At 45.1% G+C, this 14,337-nt stretch carries 15 protein-coding genes; 7 read left to right on the top strand and 8 right to left on the bottom strand.

Going from position 1 to position 14,337, the window contains the following annotated elements; genetic code table 11:
- Window positions 1-215 precede the first annotated feature (215 nt).
- A complete protein-coding gene (gene rpsU, locus DKW60_RS01200; protein ID WP_109835840.1) occupies window positions 216-431 on the bottom strand; it encodes a 30S ribosomal protein S21 in 216 nt (71 codons plus the stop codon).
- A 229-nt stretch (window positions 432-660) separates the two neighbouring features.
- On the opposite strand from rpsU, the gene DKW60_RS01205 reads away from it, so the two are divergent.
- From DKW60_RS01205 to DKW60_RS01220, 4 genes are all read left to right on the top strand, one after another.
- Window positions 661-951: an outer membrane protein assembly factor BamE gene (locus DKW60_RS01205; RefSeq protein WP_181389543.1), complete on the top strand. Its 291-nt coding sequence runs from the start codon at window positions 661-663 to the stop codon at window positions 949-951.
- A 74-nt stretch (window positions 952-1,025) separates the two neighbouring features.
- Window positions 1,026-2,015: a cell envelope integrity protein TolA gene (locus DKW60_RS01210; RefSeq protein ID WP_109835842.1), complete on the top strand. Its 990-nt coding sequence runs from the start codon at window positions 1,026-1,028 to the stop codon at window positions 2,013-2,015.
- Between the two features lie 48 nt (window positions 2,016-2,063).
- On the top strand, window positions 2,064-2,555 hold the full coding sequence (ssb, locus tag DKW60_RS01215; protein WP_109835843.1) for a single-stranded DNA-binding protein: 492 nt from the start codon (window positions 2,064-2,066) through the stop codon (window positions 2,553-2,555).
- A gap of 84 nt (window positions 2,556-2,639) precedes the next feature.
- Window positions 2,640-2,891, top strand: a complete 252-nt coding sequence (locus tag DKW60_RS01220; protein WP_109835844.1) for a CDGSH iron-sulfur domain-containing protein — start codon at window positions 2,640-2,642, stop codon at window positions 2,889-2,891.
- On the opposite strand, the gene DKW60_RS01225 is transcribed toward DKW60_RS01220, so the two are convergent.
- Entirely contained in the window at window positions 2,892-3,182 is a 291-nt protein-coding gene (locus DKW60_RS01225) for a YhbY family RNA-binding protein (protein WP_245929530.1), read from the bottom strand.
- A gap of 25 nt (window positions 3,183-3,207) precedes the next feature.
- On the opposite strand from DKW60_RS01225, the gene rlmE reads away from it, so the two are divergent.
- The 3 genes from rlmE to glmM all read left to right on the top strand — a co-directional run bounded on the left by rlmE (window position 3,208) and on the right by glmM (window position 7,423).
- Entirely contained in the window at window positions 3,208-3,834 is a 627-nt protein-coding gene (rlmE, locus tag DKW60_RS01230) for a 23S rRNA (uridine(2552)-2'-O)-methyltransferase RlmE (protein ID WP_109835846.1), read from the top strand.
- 109 nt (window positions 3,835-3,943) lie between these two features.
- The gene (ftsH, locus tag DKW60_RS01235; RefSeq protein ID WP_425451276.1) at window positions 3,944-5,857 is read left to right on the top strand and encodes an ATP-dependent zinc metalloprotease FtsH; all 1,914 of its coding nucleotides are present in this window, start codon (window positions 3,944-3,946) and stop codon (window positions 5,855-5,857) included.
- 228 nt (window positions 5,858-6,085) lie between these two features.
- The gene (glmM, locus tag DKW60_RS01240) at window positions 6,086-7,423 is read left to right on the top strand and encodes a phosphoglucosamine mutase (protein ID WP_109835848.1); all 1,338 of its coding nucleotides are present in this window, start codon (window positions 6,086-6,088) and stop codon (window positions 7,421-7,423) included.
- Between the two features lie 218 nt (window positions 7,424-7,641).
- Here glmM and DKW60_RS01245 read toward each other — a convergent pair whose 3' ends face one another.
- From DKW60_RS01245 to ccoO, 6 genes are read right to left on the bottom strand one after another with little or no spacing between them, the layout of a single operon-like run.
- Entirely contained in the window at window positions 7,642-10,152 is a 2,511-nt protein-coding gene (locus DKW60_RS01245) for a heavy metal translocating P-type ATPase (protein WP_109835849.1), read from the bottom strand.
- Window positions 10,152-10,925 carry a FixH family protein gene (locus DKW60_RS01250; protein ID WP_109835850.1) on the bottom strand — a complete coding sequence of 258 codons (774 nt, stop codon included), beginning with the start codon at window positions 10,923-10,925 and terminating at the stop codon, window positions 10,152-10,154. The genes DKW60_RS01245 and DKW60_RS01250 overlap by 1 nt, the downstream gene beginning before the upstream one ends.
- 15 nt (window positions 10,926-10,940) lie before the next feature.
- Window positions 10,941-12,353 (bottom strand): cytochrome c oxidase accessory protein CcoG, encoded by a 1,413-nt coding sequence (gene ccoG / locus DKW60_RS01255; RefSeq protein WP_109835915.1) that lies wholly within the window; start codon window positions 12,351-12,353, stop codon window positions 10,941-10,943.
- A 59-nt stretch (window positions 12,354-12,412) separates the two neighbouring features.
- Entirely contained in the window at window positions 12,413-13,336 is a 924-nt protein-coding gene (ccoP, locus tag DKW60_RS01260; protein ID WP_109835851.1) for a cytochrome-c oxidase, cbb3-type subunit III, read from the bottom strand.
- 1 nt (window position 13,337) lies between these two features.
- On the bottom strand, window positions 13,338-13,532 hold the full coding sequence (locus tag DKW60_RS01265) for a cbb3-type cytochrome c oxidase subunit 3 (protein WP_109835852.1): 195 nt from the start codon (window positions 13,530-13,532) through the stop codon (window positions 13,338-13,340).
- A 33-nt stretch (window positions 13,533-13,565) separates the two neighbouring features.
- Window positions 13,566-14,324, bottom strand: coding sequence for a cytochrome-c oxidase, cbb3-type subunit II (gene ccoO, locus DKW60_RS01270; RefSeq protein ID WP_219988597.1), 759 nt, complete (start codon window positions 14,322-14,324; stop codon window positions 13,566-13,568).
- Window positions 14,325-14,337: the final 13 nt, after the last annotated feature.

Genomic DNA, 14,337 nt, shown 5'->3' on the forward strand with positions numbered 1-14,337 from the left:
AATGATCCCAAATAAAGGTTGATGGAGGTCGGCAACTAGTAGCAGGAAGATACACGGTAATGATAGCAACGCAGCTCAACAATATGTCAGCTATACGAGCGCGATACCCACAAACTAACAAACGCCAATAAAGGCGCTTTGTCGTATAACATTATTTATAGATTGCCGCCGCGCTGTGCAAGGAACAACACAGCTGCGGCAGAGAAATCTACCGATCAATAAAGACGTGTACGGCGATTCAATTCACGCTTTAGATTTTTAATATTACGCTTTACAGCAGCCGCTTTTTCACGCTTACGAACTGAAGTTGGCTTTTCATAGAACTCACGACTTCTGACTTCTGCAACAACACCTGCTTTCTCACAAGTACGCTTAAAACGACGCAGCGCAACTTCAAACGGCTCGTTTTCTCTGATCTTTACGTTTGGCATAAAATTCGATTTCTCAATACAAAAAATTCACTAAGTAGCCGAGCATTATACCCCGAGTCTTAGCAATTGCAAAAGTTGAAATGCTATTTATTTACCGATTCACATTAAAATTCGTCGGATTATCATAAAATAACCTTGATGCAGCAGTTGGCTACGCTAGAATAACACTCGGCGGACTCTCATGCTGTACACTCAGCAGCACCGATCGACTAAAGTTTTAATGGACATTATGAAACAACTTATACTCATTGCTATTCTTACTACACTCATTACTGCTTGTAGTCGCTACCAGCCAACCATTCTTCAAGGCAACGCGCTAGACTCCGCAACGATTGCTCAAATTAAAGTTGGTATGAGTAAAGCTGATGTTATTCAAATCCTAGGCTCCCCGCTCATGCAAGATGACTTCCAAACTAAACGCTGGGACTACTTGTACTATAGTATTGAGCAAGGAAGAAAATCGGAGCAAAAAAACCTGACTCTCGAATTCAACGGTGACATTGTAAGCAAGATAAATTAAGGCATCTCTATTTATACACAGCGCGCATGGAAACCACCCCCAACTTCATTGTGCCTAAAGAAAGGTAAGTAACAGTGCGTAGAAACCCCCTACTCTATAGCGATCATGGTGAGATTGAAGAACCCATTGAAGTTCCGGAACCGCCAAAGCAAAAGCGCTCATTGTTTTTTTACTTCATCATATTAGCCAACTCATTATTAGTTGTATTCGTGCTTGGAATTATTTGGTTTTTGTTTCTCAAGTCTCCTGACTTACACATTAAAGAGTTAACCGAACGCTTCTTTGGCACCACAAGTACTCAATCGACATCGGCTATAACTGCTGCCCCACCTGCTGTAAAGACACAGAACGACACGTCTGACACTGAAACGTCTACGCCAAGCAGACAAGAACAAGAAGAGATACAACAATTACGCCTCAAGCAAATGCGTGAACAAGAAGAGTTAGCCGCTGAAAGAGAACGACTGGAAAAAATCCGTGCTGAGCTAGAAGCTGAGCAGACTAAGGCTAAGTCAGAACAAACACCTACAACCGGAACAATGACTTCGTCTGAGGTGGCGAAACCGACTACTTCGGAAATAACCGACATTATTACTAATCCAAGTGCCTCTGCAGTTACTCAAGCAGGTAATACTTCTGATACTAATACCGTTAGTGCAACGTCTAATTCAGATAACACTCAGGAAATGTCTACTGAGCAAGAAGATGTCGAGCCAGCAGTGGTACCTAATGCGGCGAGTGAGGCGTTAGTGCCTCCCAGTAATACCGTTGATACCCAGGTTGATCAAATCATGGAATTGATGAAGCAGCAAAAACAACAACAAGAAACTAATCAACCACTCAATGATTCTCGTGCGCCATCTGACGCAGATCAGGTCAAGAAAGTGATGAGCGAATCCACACCAGCCGTGAGCCCTGAATTAATCGAGCGACAATTGCAAGCAATCATCGAAACCGAAATATTGAAAAATGAAGCCGGGAAATTACTAAGACAGGCGAATGATGAAGATAAAAAGCTGCAGATCAACCAGAAACTATCGATATTGCAAGCGAACGCAGTATAATACACCGCTAAACAGACAATAATGATAATTGAACATAAGGAATAAAGCATGGCCAAGGGCATAAATAAAGTCATTCTGGTAGGCAATCTGGGGAATGACCCAGAGGTTAAGTACATGCCTAGCGGTGGCGCAGTAACAAATTTCAGCTTGGCGACTGCTGACAGCTGGAAAGATAAAACCTCCGGTGAACGTGTTGACAAAACTGAGTGGCATCGTGTGGTTTTCTTTAATCGCTTAGCCGAAATCGCGGGCGAGTATCTAAAGAAAGGCTCTCAGGTATATATTGAAGGCTCACTTCGCACACGAAAGTGGCAAGGTCAGGACGGACAAGATCGTTACACGACAGAAATTGTCGGATCTGAAATGCAAATGCTGGGTGGTCGTAGCGATGGTGGCTCTCGCGGTACTGCACCGATGGGTAACTCAGGCGGTCAATCAGCACCTCAACCGCAAGGTGGACGCCCAGCTCCACAAAACCAACCGCGTCAGGCTCCTGCCTCACAGAATTTCGATGATTTTGACGATGACATCCCATTCTAGGATAAACCGATAGCTCGTCACTACTGAGCCGCACCTCCTTTGCTGAGGTGCGACATACTAAATACAACAACTGGTGGAATTGTAATGTCTCACAAAACTCAGCCTGTAATTGCGAAGAAAGGCCCGTTTGTCGTTGAACTGGAAGCAGATAAAACTTATATGTGGTGCACCTGTGGCCGCTCTGAGAAGCAACCGTTTTGTGATGGCTCTCATGCTGGTACCGAGTTTACACCCATGAAATTTACCGCAAGTGAAACTAAGAAGTATGGGCTTTGTGGTTGTAAATATACAAAGAATGCTCCCTTCTGCGACAGAGAGCACGGTAAGCTGGACTAATTAAACCATCTCAAATACAGACGGTTTGTCCTTGTTTTTACGGTACAGTAATGCAACATTACCAACCCGCTGGATCAACTGTGCAGAATGTGTTGAAGCGAGCGTGTTGATTAGCTCGTCACGAGCCTCTCTATCGCCAACGCTAACTTTGATCTTCACCAGTTGATGGTAATCAAGTGCAATTTCAAGTTCGTTATTAATACTCTCTTTCATACCATGCTGCCCCACTGTAACAATAGGGTTTAGTTTATGGCCGAGAGACTTGAGGTGTTTAATTTGTTTAGTATTCATTTCCATTTGTGGATTGTATGACGTTATGGCCCGAAGCAAAAGCAGTACACGCTGGTTAAAAGAACATTTTGATGATGAGTATGTAAAACTCTCTCAAAAAGAAGGTTATCGCTCCAGAGCTATCTATAAACTGAAGGAGATTCAGGAAAAAGATCGTCTCATCACTCAAGGTATGACGGTGGTAGACCTTGGGGCTGCTCCGGGCGGTTGGAGTCAATACGCAACCGAATTGGTGGGCACTAAAGGACGGGTTATTGCCAGTGATATCCTGCCCATTGATCCGCTACCATTTGTCGAATTTATTCAAGGTGACTTCACAGAAGACAGTATTCTGAATGAACTGCTGGAATTGATCGGAAATGACAAGGCAAATGTTGTAATTTCAGATATGGCCCCCAATTTAAGTGGTAACGATGCAATTGATCAGCCCGGATCAGTTTATTTGTGTGAACTGGCACTGGACATGTCACAACGTATACTTGCACCAGGTGGTGCAATGGTTGTGAAATTATTTCAGGGTGTGGGCTCTGATCAGTATATCGAAGAAGTGAAACGTAGTTTCCGACAAGTTAAAATACGAAAACCAAAGGCATCACGGGCACGTAGTCGCGAAGTGTATGTCGTGGCAACACAGTATTTTTCGACCAATTAGCAGGGCCGAGGGTAATCAGATTAATTCATGATAGAATGGATTATATTGAGACTCGAAATTTAGCTTAATAGAGGATTTATTCTTGAGCGAATTAAACAAAAATATTTTGATGTGGGTAGTTATTGCCCTGGTTCTCATTGGAGTTTTCAGTAAATTTCAAGAACCTACATCATCTTCAGGCAGTCTGTCTTACTCTGCATTTCTTGAGCGCGTGAAGGGCAAAGAGATTACACGGGTTGAAATTCAAGATCAGACAATCACTGGTTATACTAGCAGTAATCAGGTCTTCAAGACCTATGCACCATACAATGACCCTAAAATGTATGATGAATTACTGACTAATAACGTTGAAGTGGTTGTTGACCCACCTGAGGGCCGGAATATTCTGGTCGACATTCTGATTAATACCATTCCGTTCCTGATCATTGTTGGTCTTTGGATCTATATCATGCGCCAAATGCAAGGCGGCGGCGGTAAAGGCGGCCCAATGTCATTTGGTAAGAGCAAAGCTCGTATGATGACTGAAGATCAGGTCAAGGTAACATTTGCTGATGTTGCGGGCTGTGAAGAAGCTAAAGACGAAGTGTTCGAGCTCGTAGAGTTCTTGCGTGACCCAAGTAAATTCCAAAAGCTGGGTGGTAAAATTCCACGTGGTGTTCTTTTGGCCGGCTCACCGGGTACAGGTAAGACGTTGTTAGCAAAAGCTATCGCGGGTGAGGCAAAAGTACCATTTTTCAGCATTTCAGGTTCTGATTTCGTTGAGATGTTTGTCGGTGTTGGTGCATCTCGCGTGCGTGACATGTTTGAGCAAGCTAAAAAGCATGCGCCTTGCATTATCTTCATTGACGAGATTGATGCGGTCGGCCGTAAGCGTGGTGCAGGCGTTGGCGGCGGTCATGATGAGCGTGAGCAGACACTGAACCAGTTACTGGTTGAGATGGATGGATTTGAAGGCACAGAGGGCGTTATCGTCATTGCAGCAACAAACCGTCCTGATGTACTGGATCCTGCTCTACTTCGTCCGGGCCGTTTTGACCGTCAGGTTGTTGTTCCTTTACCAGATGTACGGGGTCGTGAGCAAATCCTTAAGGTACATATGAGAAAAGTACCATTAGGTAACGATGTAAAACCATCATTGCTGGCACGAGGTACACCAGGCTTCTCAGGTGCTGATTTGGCAAACCTTGTGAATGAGGCCGCATTGTTCGCTGCACGCGCTGATAAGCGCACGGTTAACATGGAAGAGTTCGAAAAAGCCAAAGATAAAATCATGATGGGTGCAGAGCGCAAGTCCATGGTGATGAATGAAAAGGAAAAGCGTAATACTGCTTACCATGAAGCCGGGCATGCGATCATTGGTCTAAAAGTTCCTGATCATGACCCTGTATATAAGGTAACGATTATCCCTCGTGGACGTGCCTTAGGTGTGACCATGTTCCTTCCTGAGGAAGAGCGTTTCAGTCATAGCAAGCAGTCTCTTGAGAGTCAGATATCTACTCTGTTCGGTGGTCGTATCGCTGAAGAGATGATCTTTGGTAAAGACAGCGTTACTACGGGTGCATCAAACGACATCGAGCGTGCAACTGATATTGCGCACAATATGGTGACTAAGTGGGGCTTATCAGAAAAGCTAGGCCCACTTACCTACAGTGAAGAACAAGGCGAAGTTTTCCTTGGTCAAGGTACGAGTTCACACAAGCAAATGTCTGATGAGACAGCTAAATCTATCGATCAGGAAGTACGTACGTTTATTGATCGTAACTATGAGCGTGCTGAAACAATTCTACGTGAGAACATAGATACACTGCACCTGATGGCAGAAGCACTGATCAAGTACGAAACGATCGACACTGATCAGATCGAAGAGATCATGCAGGGTAAAAAACCAACGCCTCCTGAAGGCTGGTCAGATGATGACCATCCTGAGCAAGGACAAGGCGGCGGCGGTGAGCCTTCTGTTACAGACATCAACAAAGACCCGGAGGTTGTTGTTGACGGTGCTGATCCGGCGAGTTCACACTAATGTAATGCACTTATCTGATGTTACATAATCAGATTTATTAAAGCGGCTGAGGTAACTCATGCCGCTTTTTTCGTTTTAGCCAAACCACTTAATCAGTTTTTTAAAACCTCTAGTATCAATATTTCGTTACATTAACAAATAAATGTTAAAATACGATCATCATCAAACAGCATGTACAGTGTTTGTACATTATGAAATCAATAAAATAAAGAAACGGCAGTAAAAACTATGGATAGAAAATACTTCGGTACAGATGGTATTCGCGGAGAAATTGGTCAATATCCAATGACACCTGATTTTGTACTCAAACTTGGCTGGGCTGCAGGCATGGTCTTAGCGGCACAAAAGAAATCATTGGTAGTCATCGGTAAGGACACACGCATCTCCGGCTATATGTTGGAGTCTGCACTCGAAGCTGGTTTAGTGGCAGCTGGTGTAGATATTCGCCTACTCGGACCTATGCCTACGCCAGGTGTTGCTTACCTCACAAAAACATTCCGTGCTTCAGCGGGAATCGTGGTTAGTGCTTCTCATAACCCATACCAAGATAATGGGGTTAAGTTCTTCTCTGAAAACGGTACAAAATTAGCGGATGAAACAGAATTAGAAATTGAACATTACCTTGAGCAAGACTTAGTGACAGTAAAGTCAGACAAGTTAGGTAAAGTAGTTCGTGTTGATGATGCTTCTGGTCGGTACATCGAATTTTGTAAGCGCGCTCTACCCCAAGAGGTCAGTCTTGAGGGGCTTAAAATTGTGGTGGATTGCGCAAACGGTGCGACATACCACGTTACCCCACATGTTCTGTCTGAGCTTGGTGCAGAAATCATTACCGTAGCTGACTCCCCCAATGGCTTTAATATCAATGACGAGTGCGGTGCAACCTCGCTATCAATGCTGTCGAAGCAAGTACTTCTGCATGAAGCTGACTTAGGTGTTGCTTTAGATGGTGATGGCGACCGCCTTATGATGGTGGATCATACTGGTGCAACAGTCGATGGCGATGAAATACTGGCGATTATTGCAAAACACAGACTAGATAGAGATAACACACGCCAAGACATCGTTGGTACCTTGATGAGTAATCTTGGCCTTGAACAAGCTGTAGAAAAGATGGGGCTTAATTTCCATCGCGCCAATGTTGGTGATCGTTATGTGATGGAACAAATGATTAAAAATAACGGCTTACTTGGTGGTGAATCTTCTGGCCATATCATTATCCGTGACCGTATTGAAACTGGAGATGGCACCATTGCCGCGCTCCAAGTGCTCCAAGCCGTTATAGAATCCGGAAAGTCACTACATGACCTGAAACAGGTAATGGACAAATTCCCGCAGACACTCGTGAACGTGTCTTTGAGCGGCAATGTTGATTTAGGCACTAATGAAATGATCAAGCAATCTGTCGCTGATGCTGAAAGCCAGCTGTCACACAGAGGGCGAGTCCTACTGAGAGCCTCCGGTACACAGCCACTGATTCGAGTAATGGTTGAGGGTCAGGATTCCACAGAAACTAAGCTATTGGCAAATCAGATTGCTGATGTGGTGAGACAGCAAGCAGACTAAAATTCTCCAAGTCACACACCTTTGGGTTTGGTCACATTCGTGAAATGACCAAACCCAATAAAACCTAATAGCAGCATGAAGCTATTTATTCTGCCTGTACTCTAGTCTGTGAAGCTCGTAGACCGAGCATACTTAGGGATGTTTAAGATTGAGTTCAAGGTTTAGTACACGCTGTGAATAAAACAGCCCTCTGACAAAAAGGTACGTCTTGTTTGCCTTTACACTTCACGCTTCAGTCTTAGTGCATTCAGTACGACCAACAAAGAGCTAAATGACATTCCAATAGCGGCCATCCAGGGAGCAAGCACCCCAAAGGCAGCCAAAGGCAGTGCCAATAGGTTATACCCTAGCGCCCAAGACAAATTCTGCCGGATGATATTACGGGTTTTACCAGCCATTGCAGTGACTTGTGGCAGGACAGTAAGGTTATTGGACATTAGGACCATGTCGGCAGTTACTTGCGCTAACTGGCTACCTTCACCCATAGCCACTGACACCTCAGCTCCCGCCAGCACAGGTGCATCATTTACCCCATCTCCAACCATCAACACGACAGAACCTTGTGATTGTAACTGCTTTAGGAATGCCAACTTTTCATTCGGTAGTCTCTCAGCCGCGAAATTATCGACATGTAACTGATTAGCCAACCCTTCTACAACGTCATGACGGTCGCCACTTAATATTGTGGTTTGATAGCCTTGTTCCCGCAAATAATGAATACAGCCTTCTGCGCCAGCTCTTAACTGATCTTGCAGCTCATAAACTGCCAGAATTTGTTTTTTTGAAGCAAGATAAACAACATTCGGAATCGCCAAATCAGAACTATCAGAACTATCAGAACTATCAGAAAGTGAGTGCTGAAGTGTCTTGGAGTTCAAGCCCCCCCATTGCTTATCAATTAACTCATCACCTAACCATTCCGTAATAAATTTGGAGGTACCAATTCTAAAATCACTTCCCTGATACCGTCCCTCTACGCCGTAACCCGGAACACTTCGGGAGTTCTCAACCCGCAAAGGAGAATCACTAGCATTGAATATTGCCCGACCAACCGGATGCTCGGAAGACGCCTCTAAACCAGCTGCTAAGTCTAATAATTGCTGAGGGCTAGTAATTCCTGCACCGTCCAAAAAGGCTTTCTGACGCTTAAGCACTAATTGCCCTGTCGTCAGCGTACCTGTCTTGTCAAAAACAATATCTGTGACTTTAGACAGGCTCTCTAAGGTATGTCCGCGCGTCGTTAGCATGCCCATTCTGGTTAAACTACTGGTTGAAGTGGTGAGGGCAACCGGCGTAGCCAATGACAGAGCACAAGGGCAAGTAACAACCAGCACTGAAATTGTTATCCAGAAAGCTTTCTCCGGATCATAAAGAGACCACACAGAATACACGAGGGTAGCCAGAACCAAGATACCCAACACAAACCAAGCTGCTACAGAATCTGCCAGTTTAGCAATCGCCGGTTTTTCCAATTGTGCGCGATCCAGCAATCGGATGATCGATGAAAGCACTGTACTTTCACCCACCGCATTGACCTGCATTTGTAACGGGCTATCGATATTGACCGTACCACCACTTAACACATCATCCCGAGCCTTAAGCACTGGCATGCTTTCTCCCGTTAACATGGCTTCATTAACGCTACTTTCGCCCTGCAAAACAAGCCCATCCGCAGGCACTGTTTCACCCGGCTTTATCAATACAATATCTTCAGTTTGTAACTCTGAGACACTCACCACACTTCTGCTGTTATCAGGATTAATTCTGGTCGTCGTCGCAGGTAAAAGGCGAACTAATTCATCCGCTACCTTACCTGCACGGTGACGCGCAGCCATTTCTAAATACCTGCCCAACAACAAAAAGAAGGTGAACATCGTCACAGAGTCAAAATAAACTTCGCCTGTGTCAGTGATGGTAGCCCATACACTTGCTGAGAACGTAGCAATAATGGCTAAGCTCACTGGTACGTCCATGCCTAATCGTTTTCGTTTTAACTCACGCCATGCTGATTTGAAAAAAACGCTAGATGCGAAGATGACCACCGGTGTCGTGATAATAAGCCCAGCCCAGCGCAGCATTTGGCGAGCAGCATCCCCCATTTCATCAGCGCCAATGTAGAGTGCAAGCGCTGACATCATCACCTGCATCATTCCAATACCTGCGATGGCTATGCGGCGGAGCGAGCGCTTACGTTCCTCGTCATGGAGATTTTGAAGACGCCCTGAATCAAAAGGATAAGCCTGATAACCAATCCCATTGATCGTGGCAAGAATGTGACTAAGTGGAACTAATTGTTTATCCCACTTCACCGTCGCACGATGCGTGGTTAGATTCACTTGTATTGAAAAGACACCGGGTATTTGCTGACATTGGTGCTCTATCAGCCAGACACAGGCCGCACACACAATACCTTCAATAATCAGTGATGCTTCAGACACATTATCACTGCCATCACGAACAAACGATTGCTGAATGCTCTCATTGTCATAGGCGGTGAATTGTTGGAGCTGATCGGGAACAACAGCATCACCCTTTGGTGACAACTCTGTCCGGTATCGATAGAAATCATCCAGACCATTGTCTACGATTGCCTGTGCTACTGCCTTGCACCCCAAGCAACACATGGGACGCGCGGCATCATCAATAATGACACTAAACGCTGCACCATCGAGCGGTAATCCACAGTGATAACATTGGTCAGGCCCAACCAATGCTGTTGGTTCAGCCATTAGCTATCCGCTGATGTGAGTGCAATATCGATATTGCCTTTAATCTCGTGCACATCATTACCCCGTTTAATGGTGACAACAATCGTCCACTGACCTGGTACATTAAGTGTGGCCTCAGTCGCATAAACACCAGGCGACTTTTCAAGTAAAGTCACTTGTTTCTTATCCTGACGCGGATCTGCAGTGCTGAGATAACTTGCTTCAACATCGGCATCAGCAAGCAACACACCATCTTTATCCGTTACGGTGATCTCAAACGGCTCCGCTTTGTTTAATTCAGGTGTTTTATCCCAGCCACCATCAACAACCCAGCCACGTTGCTTTTGCACCTCTAAACGCTGCAAGTATTCGTTAAACTGATTCTCTTTTTGCCGAAAGTCATGCGCTACCACACCCGGGGCATATTTCATTGCAATTGCAATGATATTGGAATCTACGATGGTTAATACCAAAAAGAAACAAACAATCGATGCAGGCACCCAGTGGAACCAACCACCCTTTTTCTGTGCTTCGTCGCGACGAACCTCACGTGAATAGGTCACAATTCCCAAGCCATAAGCCGTCATGCTGAAGAAAGCAAAGTGAATGGCAAATACATCGATGCCAGGCCAATATAGGTAGGACAGCGGGATATATACCAACCATACGATCAGCACTGTAAGCGTTGCTGACTTACGCCCACTCCACTTAAGCCCTAAGTGAAAAAAGAAGAACAACAAAAACGCCGCTGCGATACCACAGCCCATCGTTATCAGAATATGAATATTAGCCATTTTCCGCCAACCTAATCAGGGAATAATAAACTGAGAATCCACGTACACAGGACTCTCAAACTCACCCGATATGGGTGTTAATTTAAAACGTATTGCACGATTTTTTTCTGCACCGTTAACACTAGGCGCTTGTCGCACGCGAATGAACATTCTCAAGCCTCTTCCGGCTTCAAGATGGACATTCTCCAGTTTACCGATATCTACGGTTGCTTCAGGGATTCCTTCAACAGTTAGATTAAAATCAGCCGGCTTCATCGTTTTGTTATAAAACTTAAAACGATAGCTGTTTTGCACGGAGCCGTCAGATAACACCACAAACAGTGGGTTTCTCACCTGTGATACATCAACAGTGAGATTTTGAGTAGCCACGACACTCCAAATCAGTACTGCAGCTGCCGCCAGTGTTGCTAAACCATATCCGACAGTCCGTACGCCAAATCGACTGGTCTTTTTGCCTTCCAAAGCATTTTCAGAAGTGTAGCGAATCAGTCCACGTGGCCAACCCTGCTTATCCATAATGGTGTCACAAGCATCCACACATAAGCCGCAATGAATGCAGGCAATCTGCAAGCCATCACGAATGTCGATCCCCATCGGGCACACTTGCACACAGTAATTACAATCAACGCAATCACCAATCCCAGCCTCATGACGCTGCTGCAGTGACTTCATTGCTTTGACAGGCTTGGCTCTTCCAGCTTCTGCTTCACCGCGGCGCTCATCATAAGAAACAATCGCTGTATTCTCATCAAACATCGCACTCTGAAAACGTGAGTAAGGACAGATATGAACACACACGGCATCTTTGATCACACCCGCTGCAAGATAGGTGGTCACAGTGATAATCAGTGTTGTCAGATAGGCTGCAAAAGGAGCTTGCCCTGTAAAGAACTCAACAATTAGCGTACGTGCTTCGGCCCAGTACAGCGTGAACGTCAGACCACTCCAAAAAGCCAACAGTAACCACAAGGCATGTGTGGAACCAACTTTCAATAATTTTTCTTTACTCGACCACGGCTGCTTTTTGAGGCGCAAACGAGTCACTCTTGTGCCCTGAATTTTCTGTTCAATTAGACGAAATGCATCTGTCCAAAGCGTTTGAAAGCAAAAGAATCCACAAAAAATCCGACCAGCAATGGTAGTAATAAAAAATAAAAATACAGCGGCTAAGAATAGCAACGCTGCCAGCGTCAATATATCTTGCGGATGGAAGACCAGATTAAACAGATAATATTTATGCGTGGCCAAATCAAACACTATCGTCTGATTAGGACCAACTTCACGAGACCACGGCAGCCAAGGCAACAGGAAGTAAACCAGATATGCCAAGACTAGAATGATGGTTTTAATATTACGGAAGCGCCCTTTGACAGAGCGTGGTTCAATGATTTTCTGATATTCAACGAATTGCAAAGGTGCTTCGTTCATCTCAATCACCATTGTGCGCTGTCACTGGCAGGATACCAGTGACAGACTAGTTGTATGACTTACTGGCCGCCAGCTCGCTTATTTAATAAGTAAGCGGTCAGAACCTTTATTTCTGTATCACTCAAACGAGAGCTCCACGCCGGCATAACCCGGTTAACACCGTTGTGAATCACCGACTTGACACGTTCCAGACGTTGTTCATCTGTTTCAGCACCACGTACATCAGCAATGGTCCAAATCTTGTCTGTCAAATTCGCAGCACCCTGAGACTTAAGTCCAGTACCTTCATTAGTATGGCAGTAGTGACAACCACCGGTTTGACCGTGGAAAATCTCTTCACCAGCCGCTGCCAGTGCCGGATCGCTTTTCTCACCAGACATACTCAATACATAGTTGGCAACCTGTGTTAGCTGCGCGTCATTGAATGTTTCTTCGTAAGCTGGCATAAAACCAATACGACCAATTTTCAATGTCGTCTCGATTTCGTGCGGAGCGCCACCCCACAACCAATCGTCATCAATCAGGTTGGGGTACTCACCAACAACACCGCCGGCACCACTTTGGTGACAAGCCGCACAATACTCACCAAACACACCATTACCGTAAGACTCAACAAACGCTAATTTGTCTGCATCCTTCGCGATATCGTCATAGCTGGTCGCAGCGATTTCGTTGAGGTAGGCTTTTTGTGCCATCGCACTTTTACCCGTCTGCATATCACGCGCCAGCAAAGCACGCGTATTCCAGTGTGATGTGACTTCTTCACCCGCATCCGTTTGATACGTAATGGTGTTGATACCCTTAATGAAGGTGCTACCCACCGGCCAGGACGGATAAATCACCCAATAAATTATTGCGAAGACGACCGTTGCATAAAAGGTCCATAGCCACCAACGCGGTAGCGGATTATGGAACTCCTGAATATTGTCGTCCCAAACGTGACCTGTCGTTTCAACACCGGTAATAGGGTCTTTCTCTATCATCTTATTTACCACCTTTTTGGGCAATATCGTTTGGTTCGTCATCAAGTGGAATATTCTTATACGATTCCAGTCTTTCGCTACGTTGTTTGCCGGTATAAACGTATAGGAGCATGCCGACAAACAATGGGAAGAAAATCAGCAAGGCTAAAATTTTGCTGTTTCCCAAATCGGTTAACCACATCCAAATTTCAGTCATCTCAAAAACTCCACAAGCACATTGCTAATGCTGCTATCGCGCCTTAATAAACTCATGCTCATCGTGAGCCTTGAAGTCAATGAGCGTGCCCAACATTTGCAGATAAGCGACTAGTGCATCCATCTCAGTAATGCGTGAAGGAATACCATCACGGTTATTATCCTGAGCTTCAGAAACCAGATTTTCATCGGCACGAGTAATGTCCAACTTGTCAGCAACTGCTTTACCAAATTGCTTTACATTAGAATCATATTCTTCCTGAGTCAGCGAGTAAGGAACCCCTACTTTCTTGAGTGCTTCCATACGTGCCTGAATGTCTGAGTAATCCAGATCGTTTTCGAGCAACCAAGGGTAGTTCGGCATAATTGACTCAGGTACCACAGACTTTGGCCTAACCAGATGCTTCACGTGCCATGTGTCCGAGTACTTACCACCAACACGCGCCAAGTCGGGTCCGGTTCGCTTAGAACCCCACTGGAACGGATGGTCATACTGAGACTCCGCTGCTAATGAATAGTGACCATAGCGCAATGCTTCATCACGGAACGGACGAATCATCTGTGAGTGACAGTTGTAACAACCTTCACGGGTGTAAATGTCGCGTCCACGCTGTTCCAGCGGCGTGTAAGGTCTGACCGCTTGAGTGCCATCAGCACGACGGACATCTTCAACTGTGTCGTTGATATAGAACAGCGGTGTGATTTCAACCAAACCACCAATACTAATCGCGATCATAGTAAAGATGATCAGCAAGCCAATATTTGTTTCAAAAATTTCGTGTTTCAATTTCATGAATAATTTCCAG

It is taken from the genome of Leucothrix pacifica (assembly GCF_003172875.1).
GTDB classification, from domain to species: Bacteria; Pseudomonadota; Gammaproteobacteria; order Thiotrichales; family Thiotrichaceae; genus Leucothrix; species Leucothrix pacifica.